A 22,688-nucleotide genomic window follows, 5' to 3' on the forward strand; every position below is an offset into this window, starting at 1 on the left:
GACGGCTGGTTGCCCGTACCGCTCAGGGGGCGCTTGTCACACCTTCAGGTACTTGCGCAACGCGATGAACGCGGCAAGCGAGGGCATCAGCACGCCGATGACGAGGACCAGCGGCAGCTTGGTCAGCACCGAGTCCCAGCCGATGAAGTTGATCAGCTCCATCTTGGTGCGCAGCGCGGCCCCGTGGTCGATCACGAAGTACTGGCCCGCGCCGAGCATCCCGCAGGCGAGGACGGCGCCGATGAGGCCGGCGAAGGCGGCCTCCATGATGAACGGGACCTGGATGTAGAAGCTGGAGGCGCCCACCAGCCGCATGATCCCGGTTTCCCGCCGACGGCTGAACGCCGAGACGCGCACCGTGTTGACGATCAGCAGCAGCGCCACGATCAGCATGATCAGCATGATGCCGAGGGCGGCGTAGTTGAGGTAGTTCAGCATCCGGAACAGGTTGTCCAGGTAGGAGCGCTGGTCCTGTACCGAGTGCACCCCGTCGCGGCCGGCGAAGGCACTCGTGATGACCTTGTACTTCTCCGGGTCCTCGAGCTTGACCCGGAAGGACTCCTGCATCTGGTCCGGGGTGATGGTGGAGGCCAGCGCGGTGTGCCCGTACTGCTCCTTGTAGTGCTTGTAGGCCTCGTCGGCGGACTCGTACCGGACCGTCTCGACGATGTCGAGCTTCTTGAGCTCGCCCTCGATCTGCTGCTTCTGCTCCGCGGTCACCGCGCCCTTGGCGCACAGGGCGCCGCCGGTGCCGGTTCCGGCGCCCGTCCCGCCGGCGCCGACCTTGGCACTGTCCTCCGCGTCGTTCTTGTTGCAGAGGTAGATGGTGACGTTGACCTTGTCGTACCAGTAGCCCTTCATCTTGCTCACCTGGTCGCGCATGAGCAGGGAGCCACCGAACAGGGCCAGCGAAAGGGCGACGGAAATGATGACGGCGAAGGTCATCGTCAGATTGCGGCGGAGACCGACGCCGATCTCCGACATGACGAACTGGGCGCGCATGGCGTCTCTACGGCCTTTCGGTCTTTCAGTGCTGGTAGCCGTAGACGCCGCGCGACTGGTCGCGGACGAGACGGCCCTGTTCGAGTTCGATGACGCGCTTGCGCATCTGGTCGACGATCTGCTGGTCGTGCGTCGCCATGATCACGGTGGTGCCGGTGCGGTTGATCCGGTCCAGCAGCTTCATGATGCCGACGGAGGTCTGCGGGTCGAGGTTGCCGGTGGGCTCGTCCGCGATCAGCAGGGCCGGCCGGTTGACGAAGGCCCGCGCGATGGCCACGCGCTGCTGCTCGCCGCCGGACAGCTCGCCGGGCATCCGCTCCTCCTTGCCGCCCAGTCCGACCAGCTCCAGCACCTGCGGGACGGCCTTGCGGATCTCGCCGCGGGGCTTGCCGATGACCTCCTGGGCGAAGGCCACGTTCTCCGCGACGGTCTTGTTGGGGAGCAGCCGGAAGTCCTGGAACACGGTGCCGAGCTGGCGCCGCATGTGGGGGACCTTCCAGTTGGAGAGCCGGGCGAGGTCCTTGCCCAGGACGTGCACCTGGCCGTGGCTCGCCCGCTCCTCGCGGAGGACGAGTCTCAGGAAGGTGGACTTTCCGGAGCCGGAGGAGCCGACCAGGAAGACGAACTCACCCTTGGCGATCTCCAGGGACACGTCCCTGAGTGCCGGGCGGTTCTGCTTCGGGTAGGACTTGGAGACACTGTCGAATCGGATCACGGGTGCACCACGGTCGCCGGGAGTAGGTGTGCGTGACCATACGCGAACGGGCGGGAGGCCGGGACCCAGCGTCCGGAGTTGCCCGATATATCCCTCACCATGTCCCTCGCCGAGTCCCGCCCGCGATACCGCACGGACGGTCGGGTCCCGGGCGGGCCGCGCCGAATGCCGCGCGAGCTGGCACAGTGGTAGGGGGAACGGTTGCGTTCCCCCCGCCGTTGTTCCAGGGGACGAGAGGAGGAGAGCGCATGACATATGACCGGCTCGTGTGCGCGAACTGCGCCGCGCCCGTCAGCCAGGGCCGCTGCCCGGTGTGCCGGGCCAACCGGGAGCGCCTCCAGCAGGAGCGCCCCTTCGCCGGCCTGAACCCCATGGCGCTCATCGCGCTCATGGTGGTGCTCTTGGCAGCTCTGGCTCTGGTGGCGTACCAGACCGCGTAGGGCTGTCCGTCGTCGGCGCTGTTCCACCGCGTCCCGATCATGCATGCAGAACACGGGTGGGGCCCGGACACCTGAAGGTGTCCGGGCCCCACCCGTGTTCTGTTCCGTACCGCTACCGGGGACGGGCCTAGGCGGTCTGCTCCTGCTGCTTGCGCCAGCGGATGCCGGCCTCGAGGAAGCCGTCGATCTCGCCGTCCAGGACGGCCTGCGGGTTGCCGACCTCGAACTCCGTCCGCAGGTCCTTGACCATCTGGTACGGGTGCAGGACGTAGGAGCGCATCTGGTTGCCCCAGGAGCTGCCGCCGTCCTTGAGGGCGTCCATCTTGGCCTGCTCCTCCTGGCGGCGCCGCTCGAGCAGCTTGGCCTGGAGGACGTTCATGGCGCTCGCCTTGTTCTGGATCTGGGAGCGCTCGTTCTGGCAGGACACCACGATGCCGGTCGGGATGTGCGTGATGCGGACCGCCGAGTCGGTGGTGTTGACGCCCTGGCCGCCGGGGCCGGAGGCGCGGTACACGTCCACGCGCAGCTCGGACTCGTCGATCTCGACGTGGTCGCTGGTCTCGACGACCGGGAGCACCTCGACGCCCGCGAAGGAGGTCTGGCGGCGGCCCTGGTTGTCGAAGGGCGAGATGCGCACGAGGCGGTGGGTGCCCTGCTCGACGGAAAGCGTGCCGTAGGCGTACGGGGCCTTGACCACGAAGGTGGTCGACTTGATGCCGGCCTCTTCCGCGTACGAGGTCTCGTACACCTCGGTGGCGTAGCCGTGGCGCTCGGCCCAGCGGAGGTACATGCGCTGGAGCCGCTCGGCGAAGTCGGAGGCGTCGACGCCGCCGGCCTCGGCGCGGATGTTGACCAGCGCCTCGCGCTCGGCGTACTCGCCGGACAGGAGGGTGCGGACCTCCATCTCGTCGAGCGCCTTGCGGACGAGCACCAGCTCGGCCTCGGCCTCGGCCAGGGTGTCGGCGTCGTCCATCTCCTGGGCGAGCTCGAACAGCACGGCGAGGTCGTCGATCCGGCCGCGCAGCGCCTCGGTCTTGCGGACCTCGGCCTGGAGGTGCGAAAGCTTGCTCGTGATCTTCTGGGCTGCCTCGGGGTCGTCCCACAGGGACGGCACCGCGGCCTGCTCCTCGAGCACGGCGATTTCTGCCCTCAGCTTGTCGAGGTCCAGGACGGCCTCGATCGACCCCATGGTCGAGGAGAGGGACTTCAGCTCTTCGGATACATCGACGACTGCCACGGGTCCAGCGTAGCCGGTCCCCGGACAGAGCCGTCCGGCGTACCCTCGGGCTATGCCCCTTCTCGTGAAACGACGCCATGTGGACTTCATGCGTGTCACCACGACGAGCTGTCTGCCGCCGGACTAGAACCAGCGCTTCACCCGCCTGATTCCTCCGGTCCTGTACGCGGCACACGCGGCCCCGGCGCCACCCCCTGCCGGCGGTCTCTCCCTCCACCCGCTCTCCCGCCATCCCTGGGAGCAGGACCCCGTGACATCCGAAACGGAGCCGTCATGCCGTCCGCGCACACCCCCGACCACACCCGCGACCACTCTCCGGTCTCTCCCGTCTCCTCTTCTCTGCCCGTGCTGGACCTCTCGCTGGCCGACGATCCCGCCCGGCGGGACGCCTTCCGCGAGGAGCTGCACGCGGCCGCCCGGGACACCGGATTCCTGCACCTGACCGGGCACGGCGTCACCGCCGCCGAGATCTCCCGAATACTGGATCTGACCAGGGCCTTCTTCGCCCTCCCGGAAGCCGACCGGCTCGCCGTGAGCAATCTGAACTCCCCGCACTTCCGCGGCTACACCCGGATCGGCCACGAGGTGACCGGCGGCTCCTCCGACTGGCGCGACCAGTTGGACGTGGGCGCAGAACGGCCGGCGCCCGAGCTGAAGCCCGGGGACCCGGCCTACCTGTGGCTGGAGGGGCCCAACCAGTGGCCGGCGGCCCTGCCCGAGCTGCGGACCGTCGTCCTGGACTGGCAGGAGCGGCTGGCGGCGGTGGCGCACCGGCTGCTGCGGGAGCTGCTGGCCTCGATCGGGGCCCCGGAGGACTTCTTCGACGCGGCGTTCGCGGACCGGCCGCACCTGCACACCAAGCTGATCCGCTACCCGGGGGCGGACCCGACCGGTGCCGGGCAGGGGGTGGGGGCACACAAGGACTACGGCTTCCTGACCCTGCTCCTCCAGGACTCGGTCGGCGGGCTCCAGGTGGTGAAGGACGGGGGGTTCCTGGACGTGCCGCCGCTGGAGGGTGCGTTCGTGGTGAACCTGGGGGAGCTGCTGGAGATCGCGACCGAGGGGTATCTGAAGGCGACCGACCACCGGGTGGTGAGCCCGCCGGGTGCGGTGGAACGATTCTCCGTACCGTTCTTCTACAACCCCCGGCTGGACACGGTCGTGGAGACGGTCCCGGGGGCTTACCTGGAGCACGCTCCGGGGCTGTCGCACGATGCGGCGAACCCCCTGTACAAGGAGTACGGCCGCAACGAACTGAAGGGCTTCGCCCGCGCCCACCCGGCAGTAGCCCGCCGCTGGCACCCGGACCTCCTGCCGGTGTAGCCGTCCACCGTCGCCGGGGCCGGGCCCCCCGGCGACGTCGGCAGGACTACGCGACGCGGAGCTCCCCGTGCCCCCCGCCGGGCACCGCCCCGGCGACGTTTGCGCGACGCGGAGCTCCCCGCGCCCCCCGCCGGGCACCGGCAGGGCCGGGTCGGTGGGCGGGGGGGCCGCTGCGCGGAGCCTTTCCCCACCCCGCCCCTTCCCGAACCGGGGGCAAGCCCCCAGCCCCCCGCCGGGCGCACGGGCTCCGCCCGGCACCGTTCCGTGCGCTCCGCGCCCGGCGCGCTCAAACGCCGCGCGGGCTGGATGTGCTGCGCCCATCCAGCCTCGCGCGGCGTTTGAGACCCGGCGCCCTTTCCGGCCCGGCGCCCATTTCCGGCCCGCCGGCATTCCCAGCCCCGCCGGCGATTGAGGCGCGGGGTCCGGGGCAGCGCCCCGGGAAGCCGGCCCGCAGGGCGCCACAAGCCCCGACACCGCGGCCGAAGGCCAGGGCCACCCCGCACGGCGGTACCCCCCAGCCCCGCCGGCGTTTGAGGCGCGGGGTCCGGGGCAGCGCCCCGGGAAGCCGGCCCGCAGGGGCACCACAAGCCTCCACCCACCCCCCCGGCCGAAACCCAGGCACATTCAGCCCCGCCCCGCGGTACCCACCCAGCCCCGCCGGCGATTGAGGCGCGGGCCCGGGCAGAGCCCGGTTACGGGAAGGGGCGGGGTGGGGAAAGGCTCCGCGCAGCGGGCAGCGGGCAGCGGGCAGCGGGCAGCGGGCAGCGGGCAGCAGGCAGCAGGCAGCAGGCAGCAGGCAGCAGGCAGCAGGGGCTACGGCAGCGGCGGCGGCCGGGGTTATGGGTGGGCTGGGACCGATTGTTTCGTGTCCGAGGGTGGGGGCGGGGCAGCGTCGGAGGTGGCGAACCACCCGCCCACCGCGACGGCCGCAGCCAGCACCACCGCAGCGGTGGTCAACAGCAGCCGCCGCCTGCGGACCGTGTCCGCCCGGTGCCGGGCGGAGCCCGGCCGGTGGCCCCCGGCCGGACGGGGCACGCGGGCCGTGCCCAGGGCGCCGCCCGCCAGTTCCTCCGGCCCCGGCACCCGCATGGACGTATGCGTGTCCCGGTTCGAGTCGGTCGAAGAACCCGGCACGAGCGGAACCACCCCCCGCCGCCTCTCCGCCCCGGAAGGAGCCGGCTCCTCCGGTACGGCGGCCACCGCCTCCGCCTGCTCCAGGTCGTCGGGCTCGTCCACGTCCAGCGGCGGCATCCCCGCCAGCAGCGGCAGCAGCTCGCGCAGCCGGACCGACATCTCCGAGGCGCGCAGCCGCGAGGCCGGCCCCTTGGCCAGGCACTGGACTATCAGCTGCCACAGCTCGTCCGGGATCCCGGGCAGCGGAACGACCGTCTCGGTGACATGACGGCGCAGCACCGCCCCGGGGTGCCCGCCGCCGAACGGCGTGAACCCGGCGAGCAGCTCGTACAGAACGGTCGCGAGCGCGTATATGTCCACCGCGGCCCGCGGCGGCAGCCCCTCGACGATCTCGGGGGCCAGGTAGTCCGGGGTGCCGATGATCCGGGTGGGCTGGGCGGAGCGCGCGGCGCCGGGCGGCGGTCCGGCCCGCCGCGGGGAGTCGATCAGCTTGGCCACGCCGAAGTCGGTGAGCAGCGCCGGGTGCGCGCCGCCGGGGCCGAGCGGGCCCTGCATGTCGAGCAGGACGTTCTCCGGCTTGACGTCGCGGTGCACCACCCCCGCCGCATGCGCGGCGGCCAGCGCGTCCGCGACGTCGGCGACGATCGCGACGGCCGCCTCGGGGGCGAGCCGCCGCTCGCGGTCGAGCCGGGTCCGCAGGTCGGTGCCGCGGACCAGGTCCATGACCAGCGCGAGGTCGTTGCCGTCGACGACGAGGTCGCGGACGGACACGACGTGCGGATGCTCCAGGCCGAGCAGCGCGCTGCGCTCCTGGACGAACCGCCCCACCAGCTCCTGGTCGGACGCGAGGTCCTCGCGCAGGAGCTTGACGGCGACGGGCCCGTCCGGGCCCTCCCCGAGCCACACCGTGCCGGCACTGCCGCGCCCCAGGATCTGGTGAGCGGTGTACCGGCTGCCGATCTTCCGTGCCACGACTGCTCCCTCAGCGGCTGGCGTACGCCCCAAAGCTACGCGGCCGCGTGAGCGTTGGAGGCCACTAGGGGGCTCGATTCGCGGCGACCTTCACTTCTGCGGGGGAAATCACGTCCCGGATGTCGACAAATCCACGAACTCGGCGCTACGGGGTGCCGGAACCAGAGCCTCCGCCGCTGCCGCCGCTGCCCTCGCTCCCGCCGAGCTCGCCGATCCAGTCCGCGACGCCGGAGCCCCAGGACCAGAGCTGGTCCCACCAGCCCTTGCCGGTGCCGACCCACTCCTGGAGTCCGGTGAACTCCCAGATCAGCCAGCCCGCCACGACGAAGATCACGATCATGAACAGGCAGCCCTTGAGGCAGCCCAGGCCCGGGATCCGCATCGGGTTGGCGCTGCGGCGGCGGGGCTCGCGGGGTTCCCGCTCGCGCGGGCCGGGCTGCTGGGGCGGCGGGGCCTGCGGCGGCTGGTACTGCGGCCGGTGCGGCTGCGGCTGCGGCTGGGGGCGCTGCGGCTGCTGGTACGCCTGCGGCGGGGGCTGCGGCTGGTAGTGCTGCGGCGGCGGGGGCGCGTACTGCGGCGGCTGCTGCTGGTACTGCGGCGGGGGCGCCTGGTGGTACCCCTGCGGCGGCTGCTGCTGGTACGGCTGGGGCTGCTGCGGCTGCTGGGGCCGACGTCGGCCGGGCTCCTGGTACGGCGGGGCCGGCGGCGGGGCCTGCCGCTGCGGGCGGCGCCGCAGGGGGTCCTCGCTCGGGTCCAGGTACTGGATCTGGGTCTGCTCGTTGCGGTCCCGGGCGGCCTGCATCTGGGACTGCCAGGGGTGCGGCGAGTCGGGGCGCTGGACGGGCGGCATGACGGCGGTGGGGTCGGCGGCCGGGGCGCCCTGGCCACCCTGGCCACCGGCTGCCCCGGGGCGGCCGGTGCTGGGCAGCACGGAGGTGGCGCCGTTCGGGTCGTACGCGCCGAGCGGGGACCCGCCCCCGCTGGGCAGCACCTGGGTCGCGTCGGCGGCACCCGGGATCTCCGGGACCGGCGCCGGCGACGGGTCGGGGGCGAGCAGGGCGCCGACCCCGAGGGCGGCCTCGACCTCGGGCGGGGCGGAGTGCACGCCGATGCCGGCGGCGACCACGCGCAGGGCGCGGGCCAGGCTCTCGGCGCTGGGGCGCTCGTCCGGCTCCTTGCGCAGGCAGCGCTCGATGACGGTCCACAGCGGCTCGGGCACCGTGGACGGGCGCTGCGGCTCCTCGCTGAGGTGCCGGTGCAGCACCTCCAGCGCGGTGCCGCCGGCGAACGGCGGGCGGCCGGTGACCAGTTCGTACAGCAGGATGCCGGCGCCGTAGATGTCGACGGCTGAGGTCTGCGGGCGGCCCTCGGCGGACTCGGGCGCCACGTAGGCGGGGGTGCCGACGAACTCGTGGGTGCGGGTCAGGCCCGGGGAGTCGGCCAGCCGGGCGATGCCGAAGTCGGTGAGCATCGGGCGCATCTGCCCGTCGCTCTCGTCCAGCAGCACGTTGGCGGGCTTCAGGTCGCGGTGGACCACGCCGTCGGCGTGGCTGGCGGCGAGCGCGTCCGCGATCTGGGCGGTCAGCAGGCTCGCGGCGACCGGCGTGAGGGGGCCGTTCTCCCGGATGTACTTGTGCAGGTCCGGGCCCTCGACCAGGTCCATGACCAGGGCGAGGAGGTCGCCCTCGACGACGAGGTCGCGGGTGCGGACGATGTTGGGGTGCGTCAGGCGGAGCAGGACCGAGCGCTCGCGCAGGAAGCGCATGACGATGTCGGCGTCGTTCGCCAGCTCTTCCTTGAGCACCTTGATGGCGACCGTCTCGCCGGGGCCGCCGGACTGTCCGGCATCCTGCTGGCGCGCACGCCAGACGGTGCCCGTGGCGCCGCGTCCGAGCGGCTCCTCGAGCAGGTACTTGCTGCCGACTGGCCGCACGTCTCGCGCTCCCCTGCTGTCGCTGTTGCTATCGGCCCACTCTAGGGGGTGTCCCCCCGGTAGACGCGGGGCACGGAGGGTTGGTTGCCGCACATATGTGCGAAGGGTGATGTTTGTGGGGTATGCCGGGGGCGGTTTACGTCCGTATTTTCGCGGCGGAACGATCGTTCAAGATCACTTGTTGGTGGGTGCCGGGCGTGTTGTCGGCGGCAGGTGCGAGGATGCACCCAGCACGGAACGGCGGGGCGGGAGCCCGGTGTTCCGGCAGACCTGACCGGACGGACGCGTCCGTGCCGGGTGGGGGGCGGACCGGGCAGCATGTCCCGTCGTCCGTGACCCGCCGGGCGCCGCACGCACCGCGCAGAAGGGACCGCGACGGCGATGCAGATCCGGCTGACCGTCATCGGGCCGCGCAACGGCCACCAGACCGTGCCCGCGACCTGTGACGTGCTCGTCACCGCGCCCGTCGGCACGACTCTGTCCGCGGTGGCCTCCGGCCTCGCCGCGACCGTCGGCGGCCCGGACACCGGGGGCACGGTCGTGCTGTACGCCGGCGCGGAACGGCTCGATCCGCAGCGCCGGGTGCTCGGGGAGCCGCCGCTGGTGGACGGGGCGGTCCTGGCCGTGCACACACCGGTCCCCGACACCGCCGGCATCACGACTTCGGGCGCGGCGGCCCAGCTCCAGGTGGTGGCCGGCCCGGACGCCGGCGGGGTGCACCTGCTGCACCCCGGGCAGCTGCGGATCGGGAGGTCCGGGGATGCGGACGTGCCGCTGGACGATCCCGACGTGTCGCGGCTGCACTGCGCGGTGGTGGTGGGTGAGGACGGGCGAGTGCGGGTGGCCGACCTCGACTCCACGAACGGGACCACGGTGGACGGCGGGACCGTCGGCGGCGAACCGGTCCTGCTGGCCCCGGGCGCTCTGCTCCGCATCGGCGAATCCACCCTCCGCCTCGCCTCGGCCCCCCAGATCCCGCTCCCCCTCACCCCCGACTCCGAGGGCCACCTGGCCCTCCCCCCGGCCCCGGACCTCTCGGCCCCGGACTTCTCGGCCCCGGGCGGGGCGGACGCGGGCGCGGGCTCCGGCCCCGCCGGATGGCCGCAGGCCGGCAGTCACGCCGGTGCGGAGCACCACGGCCCCGGGGCCACGCCCGCCGGCGCCCAGCCGCAGCCCGGCCCGTACGACCCCGCCGGGTCCACCGGCGCACCCCAGCCCGGCGCCGGCCCCGCCGGGTGGCCGCAGGCCGGTCATGCGGGGCCCCGCGGCGGCTCCGGCGCAGCCGCGGCTGCGGGCGCGGGCACGGCCGCCGGGCCGTACGCCCCCGGCGGGATCGACGGCAGCCGCGGGCCGGACGGCAGCGGCAGCCGCGACGGGCGGGCGGAAGAGGCCGGGCAGGTCGGGAAGGGCCGGCGGCGGGGCATCGGGGCGTGGGCGCGGAAGTGGGTGGGGCGGGACGAGGCCGAGCCGGTCGAGCCGGTGGCCGTCGAGGCCGAGGCGGGTTCCCTGCCCGGCCGGGACAACCCCGCCGCCCTGCTGCTGGCCGCGCTCGGGCCGACGCGGGAGCTGTGGGCCGGCGGCGGTGAGCCGCTCGGGGTGGGCCTCGGGGCCGGCTGCCGGGTGTCGCTGCGGGAGTCCGGCGCGCTCGGGCTGGCCGGCCCGCGGGCCCGGCTGACCGGCCTGGCCCGCTCGGTGGTGGCACAGCTGGCCGCCCGGCACTCCCCCGGCGAGCTGGAGATCGTACTGCTCGCCACCGACCGCGCCCGGCCGGTCCCGGACCGGGTCCGGGACTGGGGCTGGCTGGGCTGGCTGCCGCACACCCGGCCGGCGCACGGCCAGGACTGCCGGCTGCTGCTGGCCTACGACCGCGACCAGGCGGCCGCCCGGACCGCCGAGCTGACCCGGCGGCTGGACGACGGCCCGCTCGGCACCGGCTGGGCCGCCGCCGGCCCTGCCGAGGTGCGGCAGGCCTCGCAGGCGTACGAGGGCTCGTACACGCTGGTGGTGCTCGACGGGGATCCGGGGCCGGGCCCGCTCCGGGATCTGACCGGCCGGCTCGCCTCGCACGGCCCCGCCGCCGGGATCCACCTGCTCTGCCTCGCCGAGGCGCCGGCCGCCACCCCCGCCTCCACCCTCACCGAGACCTTCGAGGCGGCCTGCGCCGTCGTCCCGGCGTTCCGGGACTGCGGTGAGGTCGCGCTGCTCAGCGGGGACGTGGCCACCACGGTCCGCAGTTTCCCGGTCCGCGGCGGGCAGTTGACCGGGCACGGCCGGGGCGCCACCGCCGACGGCGTCTCCGCCGCCTGGGCGGAGCGGTTCGCCCGCGCCCTGGCGCCGCTGCGCCCGGAGGCCGGTACGCCCGGCCCGGCCCGCCCGGCGGCCGCGGCCGCGCTGCCGCAGACCGCGCGGCTCCTCGACGAGCTGGGGCTGGCGCGCGCCACCCCAGCCTCCCTGATGGCCCGTTGGGCGGCCGCCACCGAGCAGGGGCAGAGCGTCGGCGGGCTGGCCGAGGTGATCCTCGGCAGCGGCCGGCGCGGGCCGGTCGGGGCCGAGCTGGTGGCCGACGGGCCGCACCTGCTGATCGAGGGTCCGCCCGGCAGCGGGCGGACCGAGCTGCTCCGGTCGGTCGCCGCCTCGCTGTCCTCGGCCGCGCGCCCGGACCGGCTCGGACTGGTGCTGCTCGACGGGGCCGGCGGTGAGCGCGGCGAGGGCCTGGGCCCGTGCACCGAGCTGCCGCACGTCTCGGCGCACCTGGTGGCTTCCGATCCGCTCCGGATGCGCGAGTTCGCGCAGGCCCTCGGCGCCGAGCTGAAGCGCCGGTCGGAGCTGCTGGAGGGGATGTCGTTCAGCGAGTGGCACGCCCGGCGGGAGGTGTCCGACCGGATGGTCGCCCCGCGCCGGCCCAGCCCCGGCGAAGTGCGCGGGAACGGCGACCTCGACCCCCCGCGCTCCGGCACGCTGCGGCTGCGGGCGAACACCAGGACCGAGCCGGCCGCCGGGCCCGGCCCGCTGCCCCGGCTGGTGGTGCTGGTCGACGATTTCGATGCGCTGGTCGCGCCGGCGCTGGGCAGTACCGGCCGGCCGGCCGCCGGTTCGGTGGTGCGCGCCCTGGAGGCGGTGGCCCGCGAGGGCGGCCGGCTCGGGGTGCACCTGGTCGCGGCCACCGCCCGCCCGGAGCGCACCGCGGAGACCGAGCCGGCCCGGCTGGCGCGGCTGCGGGTGGAGCTGGACGCACCCGATCAGCCGGGCCCCGGCCGGGGTGTGCTGCGGTATCCGGACGGCCGCGGCATCCCCTTCCAGGGGGGCCGGGTGACCGGCCGGATTCCGCGGACGGCCACCCTGCGGCCGACGGTGGTGCCGGTGGAGTGGGACCGGATGGGTGATCCGCCGGCCCGTCGTCCGGTGCGCGAGCTGGGCAACGGCCCGACCGACCTCGCCCTGCTGGCCAGCGCCCTGGAGCGGGCCTCCCACCTGGTCTCGGCGATACCCGTGCTGTTCCCGGCCGCGCCCTGAGCCCGACGGCCTTCGGGCCGACGCGGTATTGCGGGCGGCAGGAGTGACGGCGTAGACCTTGTGGCACGGAACACACCACGGGCATCGGGGGCACAGCCATGCGCATCCGCGGACGAAGCCGTACGACGACGCACGCCTGGGTGGCGATGGCCGCCCTGGGCGCGCTCGCACTCACCGCCTGCGGGGGCGGGGACGGCGACGGAGGGAAGAAGGAAGGGGCCCCCTCGGGCGGGGCCTCCCAGCCCGGCGCCGGCGGGGTGCGGTTACCTTCCCTTTCCGGCGAGAAGATCGAGGTCGCGGCCGTGTGGACGGGCCCCGAGCAGGCCAACTTCACCAAGGTGCTCAAGGAGTTCGAGAAGCGGACCGGGGCGAGCGTCACCTTCGTGCCGGCCCAGGACCCGATCGTCAACTTCCTCGGTACCAAGGTGGCGGGCGGGCAGCCGCCGGACGTGGCACTGCTGCCGCAGGTGGGCGCGCTGGTCTCGGCCGTGCAGAACAAGTGGGCGCAGCCGGTGGGCCCGGAGGCCCAGGCGCAGCTGGACAAGAACTATTCGGCGGGCTGGAAGTCCCTCGGCGCGGTGGGCGGCACCCAGTACGGGGTGTATTACAAGGCCGCGAACAAGTCGCTGGTCTGGTACAACGCGAAGGCTTTCGAGGCGGCGGGGGCGAAGGTCCCCAAGACCTGGAAGGAGTTCCTGGCCACCGCCGAGACCATCTCGGCGTCCGGCATCCCGGCCGTCTCGGTGGGCGGGGCGGACGGCTGGACCCTCACCGACTGGTTCGAGAACGTCTACCTCTCCCAGGCGGGCCCGGAGAAGTACGACAAGCTGGCCAAGCACGAGATCAAGTGGACGGACGACAGCGTCAAGCAGGCGCTGACGACGCTCGGTGAGCTGTTCGGCCGCAAGGACTATCTGGCGGGCGGCCAGACCGGCGCGCTGGCGACCGAGTTCCCCAAGTCGGTGACGCAGACGTTCACCGGCGGCGACCAGCCGGCCGCGGCGATGGTCTTCGAGGGCGACTTCGTGGCGGTGAACATCGCGCAGACCGAGGCGAAGATCGGTGAGGACGCGCTGGTGTTCCCGTTCCCGGCGGTCGGTGAGAAGGCGCCGGTGGTGTCGGGCGGCGACGTGGCGGTGGCGCTGAAGCCGTCGAAGGGCGCGCAGGCCCTGCTGACCTTCCTGGCCTCGGCGGACGCGGCGGAGATCCAGGCCCGGGAGGGCGGGTTCGTGTCGCCGAACAAGTCGGTGCGGCCCGAGGCGTATCCGAACGACATCCAGCGGGAGATCGCGAAGGCGCTGATCGCGGCGGGCGACGACTTCCGGTTCGACATGTCCGACCAGGCGCCGGCGGCGTTCGGCGGCACGCCGGGCGCGGGTGAGTGGAAGGGGCTGCAGGACTTCCTGAAGAACCCGTCCGATGTCGCGGGCGCGCAAGCCCGGCTGGAGGCCGACGCGGCAAAGGCGTACGGGAACTGATCCCGGTGACCGGGACATCACGGCCCGGCACGACCGGGCCCACGACGACCCGTACGCGGCCACCACGGCCCGCCGCGAAGCAGCAGAACCAGCAGCGGCAGCGGCAGCGGCTCGTGGCGGCGGCCTTCCTGCTGCCCGCGCTGGTCCTGCTCGGCGCGCTGGTCGTGCAGCCGATCGGCTATTCCGTCTACCGGAGCCTCTTCGACCGGTCGGGCGGCTCCTTCGTGGGGCTGGGCAACTACGGGGAGATCCTGCGGGACGACACCATCCGCACCGCGCTGCAGAACACCGCGGTGTGGGTGGTGCTGGCGCCCACCACGGCGACCGTGCTCGGTCTGATCTTCGCGGTGCTGACCGAACGGGTGCGCTGGGGTACGGCGTTCAAGCTGCTGGTGTTCATGCCGATGGCGATCTCGATGCTGGCGGCGGGGATCATCTTCCGGCTGGTGTACGAGCAGGATCCCGACCGGGGTGTGGCCAACGCGGTGTGGGTGGGGGTGCACGACACCTTCGCGGAGAGTTCGGCGTTCCCGAAGGCCCGGCCGGGCCGTGATTCGCCGCTGGTGGCGGCGGGCGGCGGCGCGTACGTGACCCGTGATCCGGTGCGGGCGGGTGCGCCGGTGCTGCTGCCGCTGGTGGGGGTGGCGCCGGGGGCGCTGCCGGAGGGCACCAGGACCGCGGTGCCGGCCACGGCCGATCCGGGGAAGGTCACCGGGACGGCCTGGCAGGACTTCACCCGGGGCGGGGGCGGCCGGACGAACACGGTGGATCCGAGCGAGTCGGCGTTCGCGGGCATGCGGATCGAGGCGGTGAAGGACGGAAAGGTGGTGGAGTCCACCCGGGCGCGGGCGGACGGCACGTTCAGCCTGTCGGCGAAGGCCGACGGGGCGGTGCTGCGGCTGCCGGCGGAGAACTTCCGGGAGGCGTACGCGGGGGTGGACTGGCTGGGGCCGTCGTTGGTGACCCCGGCGGTCATCGGGGCGTACGTGTGGATGTGGGCGGGCTTCGCGATGGTGCTGATCGGGGCCGGGCTCGCGGCGGTGCCGCGGGAGCTGCTGGAGGCGGCCCGGGTGGACGGGGCGAACGAGTGGCAGGTGTTCCGGCGGATCACCGTGCCGGTGCTGGCGCCGGTCCTCGTGGTGGTCCTGGTCACCCTGGTGATCAACGTGATGAAGATCTTCGACCTGGTCTTCGTGATCGCGCCGGGGTCGGTCCAGGACGACGCGAACGTGCTGGCGCTTCAGCTGTACCGGACCTCGTTCGGGACGGACGCCGACCAGGGGGTGGGCAGCGCCATCGCGGTCCTGCTGCTGATCCTGGTGGTGCCGGTGATGCTGGTGAACATCCGCAGGCTGCGGAAGGAGAGGTCCCGATGAGCGCCCCCGCCAAGGCACCGCTGGCCGGCCGGCTGGCGGCACGGGCCGCCGGCGGGGCGGTCCGGGTCTTCCTGGTCCTCGCGGCCCTGTTCTGGCTGCTGCCGACGCTGGGCCTGCTGCTGTCCTCGTTCCTGGCGCCCGCCGATCTGAACCGGGAGGGCTGGTGGCAGGTGTTCGCGGAACCGGCCCGGCTGACCACCGGCAACTACGCGGACCTGCTGGCCAACGACACCATCACGGGTTCGCTGCTCAACACGGTGGCCATCACCGTGCCGGCGACCCTGCTGGTGGTGGTGCTCGGCGCGTTCGCCGGGTACGCCTTCGCCTGGCTGGAGTTCCCGGGCCGGGACTGGCTGTTCCTGATCGTGGTCGGCCTGTTGGTGGTCCCGGTCCAGGTGGCGCTGATCCCGGTGTCCGAACTCTTCGGCACCATCGGCCTGTTCGAGACCACGGCCGGAGTGGTGCTCTTCCACACCGCCTTCGGCCTCCCCTTCGCCGTCTTCCTGCTGCGCAACTTCTTCGCGGAGATCCCGCGCGAACTGCTGGAGGCGGCCCGGCTGGACGGGGCGGGGGAACTGCGGCTGTTCGCCCGGGTGGTGCTGCCGCTGGGCGGTCCGGCGATCGCCTCGCTCGGCATCTTCCAGTTCCTGTGGGTGTGGAACGACATGCTGGTGGCCCTGGTCTTCGCGGACTCGGCCTCGCCGCCCGTCACGGTGGCCCTGCAGCAGCAGGTACGGCAGTTCGGCAACAACATCGACGTCCTCGCGCCGGGCGCGTTCCTGTCGATGGTGGTGCCCCTCGTCGTCTTCTTCGCGTTCCAGCGGCAGTTCGTGACGGGGGTGATGGCGGGCGCGGTCAAGTAGCGGACACCGGCTGACGTGCGGAGTTGACACTCCGTAACCCGATTGCCACGTCTCGCGTAACCCGCTGATCGCCGGAGCGGTTCCTGGGCAATATGCCCGCGCCGACCCCTGGATGTGCCGTGCCCCGGTTCAGCGTCATCGTGCCCGCGTACAAGGTCCAGGCGTACCTGCAGGAGAGTCTGGACTCGGTCCTGTCCCAGTCGTACCCGGACCTGGAACTGATCGCGGTGGACGATGCCTCCCCGGACGCCTGCGGTTCGATCCTCGACGAGTACGCGGCCCGCGATCCGCGGGTCACGGCCGTTCACCTGGCGCACAACCTGGGCCTGGGCCCGGCCCGCAACGCGGGTCTGGCCCGGGCCACCGGCGATTACGTGGTGTTCCTGGACGGGGACGACACCCTCGCCCCGGGCGCGCTCCAGGCCATCGCGGACCGGCTGAAGGCCGCCGGCTCCCCCGACGTGCTGGTGTACGACTACGCGCGCACCTTCTGGACCGGTGAGCTGCTGCGCAACCGGCTGTCCCACCGGCTGTCCGAGGAGGGCCCGGCCAGTTTCCGGCTCGTCGACCGGCCGGCCCTGCTGGGCATGCTGATGGTGGTGTGGAACAAGGCGTACCGCCGGGATTTCGTGGAGCGGGAGGGCCTGGAGTTCCCGCCCGGCCTGTACGAGGACACGCCCTGGACGTATCCGGCGCTGCTGGCCGCCGAGTCGGTGGCGGTCCTGGACCGGGTGTGCGTGCACTACCGGCAGCGGCGGACGGGTTCGATCCTGACCACGACCAGCCCCCGGCACCTGGAGATCTTCGACCAGTACGACCGGGTGTTCGCCTTCCTGGGCGGCCGGCCGGAACTGGAGCGCTGGCGGCCGGTGGTGCACCGGCGGATGGCCGAGCACTACTGCGCGCTGTTCGCGGACCGGGTGCGGCTGCCGCGGGCGTCCCGGGCCGAGTTCTTCCGGCGGGCCGCGGACCAGCTGCGCCGCTACCGTTCGGCGGGGTCCGCGGTGCTGCCGGTGTCCCGGGTGGACCGGGTGCGGCACCTGCTGATGCGGTTGGGCGTACGGCGCCTCTACCGCAGCCTTTCGGTGCTGCGGGCGGCCGGGCTGTCGGCCGGGCGGGGCGCGGCGGCGGCCCGCCAGGGGCTGCGCGAGACGGTGTGCCGGCTGCACTACCGGCTCCAGCGGCTGCTGCCGGTCCGCTCCGATCTGGCGGTGTTCAGCGCGTACTGGCACGGCGGGTACGCCTGCAACCCGGCGGCCATCGAGGCGAAGCTGCGGGAGCTGGCGCCGGGCATGCGGACGGCGTGGATCTGCGGGCCGGGCCACGCGTCCTCGCTGCCGCGGCAGACCGTGGCGCTCCGCCCCGGCTCCTTCGCGTACTGGACGGCCCTGGCGCGGGCCCGCTATCTGGTCACCAACGTCAACTTCGACCGGGCGCTGGTCAAGCGCCGGGGCCAGATCCTGCTCCAGACCCAGCACGGCACCCCGCTGAAGCGGGTGGGCCTGGACCTGCAGGACCGCCCGGCGGCCACCCCGACCACGGACTTCGCGGGGCTGCTGCGGGGCGCCGACCAGTGGGACTACCTGCTGTCCTCGAACCGCCACTCCACCCTGGTCTGGGAGAAGGCCCTGCCCTCCTCCTACACCACCCTGGAGTACGGCTATCCGCGCAACGACGTCTTCCACCGGGCGACCGCGGCGGACGTGGCCGAACTCCGGGACCGCCTGGGCATCCCGGCCGGTTCGATCGCCGTCCTGTACGCCCCCACGCACCGCGATTACCGGCGCAGCCGGCCCGAGCACCTGGACTTCGAGCGGGTCCTGCGCGATCTGGGCCCCCGCTTCACGATCCTGGCCCGCGCCCACCTCACGTACGGCGACCTCCCGTTCTCGGGGGACCCGCACCCGCGGCTGATCGACGTGTCCTCCCACCCGTCGGTGGAGGAGCTGTGCCTGGCCTCCGACGCGCTGGTGACGGACTACTCCTCGCTGATGTTCGACTATGCGGGGCTGGACCGGCCGATCGTGATCCACGCGGACGACTGGGAGGCGTACGAGGCGGCCCGCGGGACCTACTTCGACCTGCGGTCCTTCCCGCCGGGTGCGATCGCCCGGACCGAGGACGAGCTGGTGGACATCTTCGCCACCGGCCACTGGCAGGGCTCGCGCTCGGCCCAGCTGCGGGCGGCGTTCCGGGCCCGCTTCTGCACGCTGGACGACGGGCACGCAGCGGAGCGGGTGGTGCGGCACGTGTTCCTGAACCAGACCTCGGGACTGCCGCCGTTCGTCCCGCTGGAGGACCGCAGCCCGGCCCCTTCCCCGGCCGCCTCCGCCCCGCAGGCCCCACTGGCCGGCCTGGGGGCGGGCCGCTGGCCGTAGCTACTTGATGATGCCGATGTTGTTGTTGCCGTAGGTGTTCACGGTGTCCCCGAAGTGGTAGTGCTTCGGGTTGACCATCAGCTTCTCCACGCGCACCTGGAACTCGGCCTCCGGATTGTCGATCGCGTTGACCAGGTAGAGGACCAGCTGGCGGAGCTGCTCCGGCTGGGGAAGCGTCACCAGGGCGACGGAGCTGCTGGCCGTCTCGACGGCCAGAACGTACTCGGACGGCGCCGACAGTTCTTTCACCAGCCGGACGAGCAGCACGATGAACACGATGACGCCGATGGCCCAGATCCCGTCGGCGGAGTCGTCGTACTCGTACGGGGAGGACGTTTCCTCGTTGTACATCTGGAGCAGTACGAACACCACGGACGTGATGCCGAACCACTTCAGGAAGCTCAGGAAGGCCTCCGCGCGCTTGGGCTTGAGCTCGAAGGTGTGGACCCGGGTGATGTTGTGCAGCGGGTACGCCGCCTCCCCCACCCACAGCAGCCGTTTGCTGATCTTGAGTTCGACGGTGTTTCCGCTGGGCGGAGGCGGCGGTGTGGGCAGTGAGCTTCCGGCCGTCCCGGTGATCTCCATGAGTCCCCCCGTATGCGCTCGGCCCTCCGAGCGCGTGGGGACCATTAAGTACGGCCACTCCCTACTCTGCGAGAGACGAAATACGGCCAATTCCCGTTCAGATCAAGCGACTTGGCCCGCGCGCAGGCCCGCGACCACGGACCGGGCCAGGTCGTCCAGGTAGGCGGCCGGAACGGCGTCCCGGACGACGGTCTGGCGCCAGTACAGCGGGCCGATCGCCAGGTCCAGCGCATGGTCCGGGTCCGTGCCCGCCGCCAGCTCGCCCCGCGACACCGCCTCCGCGACGATTCCCTCGGCCATCCGCCGCTGCCCCTCCAGCAGCGCCCCCCGCACCGCCTCCGCGATCTCCGGGTTCCGCGCCGCCTCCACCAGCAGGTCCGGGATCACCGCCGAGGCCACCGGGTGCTTCAGCACGTGGGACATGACCTCCAGCAGCGCCCGTACGTCCCCGTACAGGGAGCCGGTCGCCGGCACCGGCAGGCCGTCCGCCGCGAAGACGCCGATCAGGTCCAGCACCAGGTGCAGCTTGGACTTCCAGCGCCGGTAGACCGCCGTCTTCCCGACGCCCGCCCGCCGCGCGATCCCCTCTATGGACATCCGCGAGAAGCCGACCGCCGCCAGTTCCTCCACCACCGCCGCCCTGATGGCTTCGGTCACGTCCTCGCGCAGGACGGCGGCACCGGCCGGGGCCCGTCTGGGTGCGGGGGCGGCAGGGGTGGCGGCAGGGTCGTTGGTCATGCACAGAGCATAGCCGCGGACGCCGCCACCCCTCCGTCACGACGATACGGTTGCGTTCCGACGCGCTGCGCCCTACCCTCGCCGTAGCGACGATACGGACCCGTTCCATCGCCAGCGACGCCCCGAGACCCGGACCCCGGCGAAAGCGACCACCCGTGACCACGACGACCCTGGACAAACCCGCGGCGCCCCCGGCGCCCGGCCCCGCGGAGCTGGCGGCCGCCCACGGCCTCACCGTCAGCGGCGCCCGCCCCACCCTCCCGAGGTACGTCCGCGAGCTATGGGGCCGCCGCCACTTCGTGACCGCCTTCGCGACGGCCAGGATGGCCGCGCAGTACAGCACGGAGAAGCTCGGCCAGGTCTGGCACCTGGCCACCCCGCTGCTCAACGCGCTCGTCTACTACTTCATCTTCGGCATCGTCATGAGGGCCGGCCACGACGTCCCCGACTACGTCCCCTTCCTGATCACCGGCGTGTTCGTCTGGGACTTCATCGGCAGCTCCGTCAACGCCGGCACCCGCGCCATCCACGGCAACCTCGGCCTGGTCCGCGCCCTGCACTTCCCGCGCGCCGGCCTGCCCATCGCCACCGTCCTGCAGCTCTTCCAGCAGCTGCTGGTCACCATGGCGGCCCTGGTCATCCTGCTCCTCGGATTCGGGCAGACCCCGAGCCCGTCCTGGCTGCTGGCCGTCCCCACGCTCATCCTGATGGCCGTGTTCTGCGCCGGCTGCGCCATGATCATGGCCCGGATCGGCAGCCGGACCCCGGACATCAGCCGGCTGATGCCGTTCGTGCTGCGCACCTGGATGTACTCCTCGGGCGTCATGTGGAGCATCGACCGGATGCTCGGGAACGACCACCTGCCCGCCTGGGTGTCGATGGTGCTCAAGACCAACCCGGCGGCCGTCTACATCGACCTGATGCGCTTCGCCCTCATCGACAGCTTCGGCGCCCACAACCTCCCGCCGCACGTCTGGCCGATCGCGGCCGGCTGGGCGCTGCTCGCCGGCGTCGGCGGGTTCGTCTACTTCTGGAAGGCTGAGGAGGAGTACGGCCGTGGCTAGTACGACCACCCTGCGGCACCCCGCCCCCACCGCGGCGGCCGCACCCGACACCCGCATCCCCACCGTCATCGCGGACGAGGTCCACGTCATCTACAAGGTCCTCGGCAGCGGCGCCGGCCGCGGCAGCGCCACCGCCGCGCTCAGCCGGATCATGGGCCGCAAGAAGCCCGGCCCGGCGGTCCGCGAGGTGCACGCCGTCCGCGGCGTCAGCTTCACCGCGTACAAGGGCGAAGCCATCGGACTGATCGGCTCCAACGGCTCCGGCAAGTCCACCCTGCTCAAGGCGATCGCCGGGCTCCAGCCGGTGGCCGGCGGCCGGATCTACTCCCACGGACAGCCCTCCCTGCTCGGCGTCAACGCGGCACTGATGAACGACCTCACGGGCGAGCGGAACGTGATCCTGGGCGGCCTGGCCATGGGCATGACCCGGCAGCAGATCCGCGACCGCTACGACGAGATCGTCGACTTCTCCGGCATCAACGAGAAGGGCGACTTCATCTCCCTGCCGATGCGCACCTACTCCTCCGGCATGGGCGCCCGGCTCCGCTTCTCCATCGCGGCCGCCAAGAACCACGACGTCCTGATGATCGACGAGGCCCTGGCCACCGGCGACGCCCGCTTCCAGCGCCGCAGCCAGGCCCGCATCGAAGAACTCCGCAAGGAGGCCGGCACGGTCTTCCTGGTCAGCCACGGCATCGGCACCATCCGCGAGACCTGCGACCGGGCGATCTGGCTGGAGCGCGGCGAACTGCGCATGGACGGCCCGACGGCCGAGGTCTGTGACGCGTACGAGGCATTTGCCAAGGGCTAGGGATGCGCCGCTCGTGATCCCGGGAAGCCATGGGAAACATGAGCAGAACACCCACGCCCCGCGAAGGCGCGAGCCGCTCGGCCCTACGACGGGTGGCCGCGCGCCGGCGGGTACGCAGGCGCCGCCGCCTCCGCCTTCGCCAGAGCGGCGGTGCGGGCGGCGGGAAGCAGTGGCCCATGATGGCGGCCGCCTGGCTCCCCGGCATCGCCGCGGTGGCGGCGGCCCTCTTCACCTGGATTTCGATCGGGCAGGCCAAGAAGGAGCTGCGCATCACCGAGGACGCCCAGATCGCGGCACGGTTCAACGCGGCGGTCGCCCACCTGGGACACGAGTCCCGGGACGTCCAGTTCGGCGGCATCTACGCCCTGGAGCGGGTCATGGAGGACTCGGCCAGCGACCAGCCCCGCGTCGTCTCGGTGCTGTCGGCGTTCGTGCGCCGGCACTCACCGGTTCCCCCCGGGGGATTCGCGGAACAGCGCGGTGCGGCGCCCCAGCTACCCGTCGAGGTGGTTGCCGCGATCAACGTTCTGGCCAAACAGCCCCCGGACCGGAAACAGCAGGGCGAGGTCGATCTGAGGCGAACCGACCTGCGGGCAATGGAGCTGAACGGGCAAACCCCCGACACACGGCCGCTGCACCCTCGCCAGCCGAGCCTGGCATCCGCGCAACTCACCGGAGCCGATCTGCGCGGAAGCCGCATCTTCAGCACCAATCTGGATGATGCGAACCTCGAGGGGGCGAATCTCAACCGCGCCGTCTTCGTGGACGTGCACATGAACGGGGCGCACCTGGGCAAAGCGGGGCTCGTGAATGCGGACCTGGCCGACTCCCACCTGTCCGGGGCCCGTTTGAAAGAGGCAGATCTCAGAATGGCCCACCTGCAGAACACCGACCTCGACCGCGCCGACCTCAGCGACACGAAGCTCACCGGCGCCGATTTCAGCGGGGTGTCCCTCAGACACACGCGCCTGGAAGGCTCGGGCATCACGGTTGACCAGCTCCTCTCGGCACTCCCCTACTCCACGACGCGCCTTGACGAGGAGGTGCGCAACGACCCCCGTGTGCGTGCACGGATCGAAGAGGTCGAGAAATTGCAGTCGCCGGCGACTCCCGCGCCGTAGAGCAT

Annotated in this window: 17 protein-coding genes; 10 read left to right on the forward strand and 7 right to left on the reverse strand. The window is 72.7% G+C overall.

Annotated features, from left to right (window positions below):
* Nucleotides 1-36: 36 nt before the first annotated feature.
* Together ftsX and ftsE are read right to left on the reverse strand one after the other, a co-directional pair.
* Entirely contained in the window at nt 37-1,002 is a 966-nt protein-coding gene (gene ftsX / locus AB0447_RS16745; RefSeq protein ID WP_366477392.1) for a permease-like cell division protein FtsX, read from the reverse strand.
* Between the two features lie 25 nt (nt 1,003-1,027).
* On the reverse strand, nt 1,028-1,717 hold the full coding sequence (gene ftsE / locus AB0447_RS16750; protein ID WP_351320538.1) for a cell division ATP-binding protein FtsE: 690 nt from the start codon (nt 1,715-1,717) through the stop codon (nt 1,028-1,030).
* Between the two features lie 248 nt (nt 1,718-1,965).
* Between ftsE and AB0447_RS16755 the strand changes: the two genes are divergently transcribed.
* On the forward strand, nt 1,966-2,157 hold the full coding sequence (locus AB0447_RS16755; RefSeq protein ID WP_366477393.1) for a hypothetical protein: 192 nt from the start codon (nt 1,966-1,968) through the stop codon (nt 2,155-2,157).
* Between the two features lie 127 nt (nt 2,158-2,284).
* Here AB0447_RS16755 and prfB read toward each other — a convergent pair whose 3' ends face one another.
* Nucleotides 2,285-3,394 (reverse strand): peptide chain release factor 2, encoded by a 1,110-nt coding sequence (gene prfB / locus AB0447_RS16760; protein ID WP_366477394.1) that lies wholly within the window; start codon nt 3,392-3,394, stop codon nt 2,285-2,287.
* 273 nt (nt 3,395-3,667) lie between these two features.
* On the opposite strand from prfB, the gene AB0447_RS16765 reads away from it, so the two are divergent.
* Nucleotides 3,668-4,717 carry a 2-oxoglutarate and iron-dependent oxygenase domain-containing protein gene (locus tag AB0447_RS16765; protein WP_366477395.1) on the forward strand — a complete coding sequence of 350 codons (1,050 nt, stop codon included), beginning with the start codon at nt 3,668-3,670 and terminating at the stop codon, nt 4,715-4,717.
* An 837-nt stretch (nt 4,718-5,554) separates the two neighbouring features.
* On the opposite strand, the gene AB0447_RS16770 is transcribed toward AB0447_RS16765, so the two are convergent.
* Nucleotides 5,555-6,823 carry a serine/threonine-protein kinase gene (locus AB0447_RS16770; RefSeq protein WP_366477396.1) on the reverse strand — a complete coding sequence of 423 codons (1,269 nt, stop codon included), beginning with the start codon at nt 6,821-6,823 and terminating at the stop codon, nt 5,555-5,557.
* Between the two features lie 145 nt (nt 6,824-6,968).
* Nucleotides 6,969-8,756 (reverse strand): protein kinase, encoded by a 1,788-nt coding sequence (locus AB0447_RS16775; RefSeq protein ID WP_366477397.1) that lies wholly within the window; start codon nt 8,754-8,756, stop codon nt 6,969-6,971.
* A 381-nt stretch (nt 8,757-9,137) separates the two neighbouring features.
* On the opposite strand from AB0447_RS16775, the gene AB0447_RS16780 reads away from it, so the two are divergent.
* The 5 genes from AB0447_RS16780 (at nt 9,138) to AB0447_RS16800 (ending at nt 18,364) form a co-directional block, all read left to right on the forward strand.
* On the forward strand, nt 9,138-12,269 hold the full coding sequence (locus tag AB0447_RS16780) for an FtsK/SpoIIIE domain-containing protein (RefSeq protein WP_366477398.1): 3,132 nt from the start codon (nt 9,138-9,140) through the stop codon (nt 12,267-12,269).
* A gap of 98 nt (nt 12,270-12,367) precedes the next feature.
* Nucleotides 12,368-13,747, forward strand: coding sequence for an ABC transporter substrate-binding protein (locus AB0447_RS16785; RefSeq protein ID WP_366477399.1), 1,380 nt, complete (start codon nt 12,368-12,370; stop codon nt 13,745-13,747).
* 113 nt (nt 13,748-13,860) lie between these two features.
* Nucleotides 13,861-15,123 carry a sugar ABC transporter permease gene (locus tag AB0447_RS16790; protein ID WP_366477444.1) on the forward strand — a complete coding sequence of 421 codons (1,263 nt, stop codon included), beginning with the start codon at nt 13,861-13,863 and terminating at the stop codon, nt 15,121-15,123.
* Entirely contained in the window at nt 15,120-15,986 is an 867-nt protein-coding gene (locus tag AB0447_RS16795) for a carbohydrate ABC transporter permease (protein ID WP_366477400.1), read from the forward strand. The genes AB0447_RS16790 and AB0447_RS16795 overlap by 4 nt, the downstream gene beginning before the upstream one ends.
* 119 nt (nt 15,987-16,105) lie before the next feature.
* Nucleotides 16,106-18,364, forward strand: a complete 2,259-nt coding sequence (locus tag AB0447_RS16800) for a bifunctional glycosyltransferase family 2 protein/CDP-glycerol:glycerophosphate glycerophosphotransferase (protein ID WP_366477401.1) — start codon at nt 16,106-16,108, stop codon at nt 18,362-18,364.
* Here the strand turns inward: AB0447_RS16800 and AB0447_RS16805 are convergent, their stop codons facing one another.
* On the reverse strand, nt 18,365-18,949 hold the full coding sequence (locus AB0447_RS16805; RefSeq protein WP_366477402.1) for a DUF6232 family protein: 585 nt from the start codon (nt 18,947-18,949) through the stop codon (nt 18,365-18,367).
* A 102-nt stretch (nt 18,950-19,051) separates the two neighbouring features.
* Nucleotides 19,052-19,687 carry a TetR/AcrR family transcriptional regulator gene (locus tag AB0447_RS16810; RefSeq protein WP_366477403.1) on the reverse strand — a complete coding sequence of 212 codons (636 nt, stop codon included), beginning with the start codon at nt 19,685-19,687 and terminating at the stop codon, nt 19,052-19,054.
* Between the two features lie 155 nt (nt 19,688-19,842).
* Between AB0447_RS16810 and AB0447_RS16815 the strand changes: the two genes are divergently transcribed.
* From AB0447_RS16815 to AB0447_RS16825, 3 genes are all read left to right on the forward strand, one after another.
* The gene (locus tag AB0447_RS16815; RefSeq protein ID WP_366477404.1) at nt 19,843-20,751 is read left to right on the forward strand and encodes an ABC transporter permease; all 909 of its coding nucleotides are present in this window, start codon (nt 19,843-19,845) and stop codon (nt 20,749-20,751) included.
* The gene (locus AB0447_RS16820; RefSeq protein ID WP_366477405.1) at nt 20,744-21,562 is read left to right on the forward strand and encodes an ABC transporter ATP-binding protein; all 819 of its coding nucleotides are present in this window, start codon (nt 20,744-20,746) and stop codon (nt 21,560-21,562) included. The genes AB0447_RS16815 and AB0447_RS16820 overlap by 8 nt, the downstream gene beginning before the upstream one ends.
* 176 nt (nt 21,563-21,738) lie before the next feature.
* Complete coding sequence (locus AB0447_RS16825; protein WP_366477406.1) at nt 21,739-22,683, forward strand: pentapeptide repeat-containing protein; 945 nt, start codon at nt 21,739-21,741, stop codon at nt 22,681-22,683.
* Nucleotides 22,684-22,688: the final 5 nt, after the last annotated feature.

The organism is Streptomyces sp. NPDC051211, from assembly GCF_040689505.1.
GTDB lineage: Bacteria > Actinomycetota > Actinomycetes > Streptomycetales > Streptomycetaceae > Streptomyces.

Coding starts and splice junctions, on each gene's coding strand:
- ftsX (WP_366477392.1), bottom strand. CDS start 1,002: ATGCGCGCCCAGTTCGTCATGTCGGAGATCGGCGTCGGTCTCCGCCGC.
- AB0447_RS16755 (WP_366477393.1), top strand. CDS start 1,966: ATGACATATGACCGGCTCGTGTGCGCGAACTGCGCCGCGCCCGTCAGC.
- AB0447_RS16765 (WP_366477395.1), top strand. CDS start 3,668: ATGCCGTCCGCGCACACCCCCGACCACACCCGCGACCACTCTCCGGTC.
- AB0447_RS16780 (WP_366477398.1), top strand. CDS start 9,138: ATGCAGATCCGGCTGACCGTCATCGGGCCGCGCAACGGCCACCAGACC.
- AB0447_RS16785 (WP_366477399.1), top strand. CDS start 12,368: ATGCGCATCCGCGGACGAAGCCGTACGACGACGCACGCCTGGGTGGCG.
- AB0447_RS16795 (WP_366477400.1), top strand. CDS start 15,120: ATGAGCGCCCCCGCCAAGGCACCGCTGGCCGGCCGGCTGGCGGCACGG.
- AB0447_RS16805 (WP_366477402.1), bottom strand. CDS start 18,949: ATGGAGATCACCGGGACGGCCGGAAGCTCACTGCCCACACCGCCGCCT.
- AB0447_RS16810 (WP_366477403.1), bottom strand. CDS start 19,687: ATGACCAACGACCCTGCCGCCACCCCTGCCGCCCCCGCACCCAGACGG.
- AB0447_RS16825 (WP_366477406.1), top strand. CDS start 21,739: ATGATGGCGGCCGCCTGGCTCCCCGGCATCGCCGCGGTGGCGGCGGCC.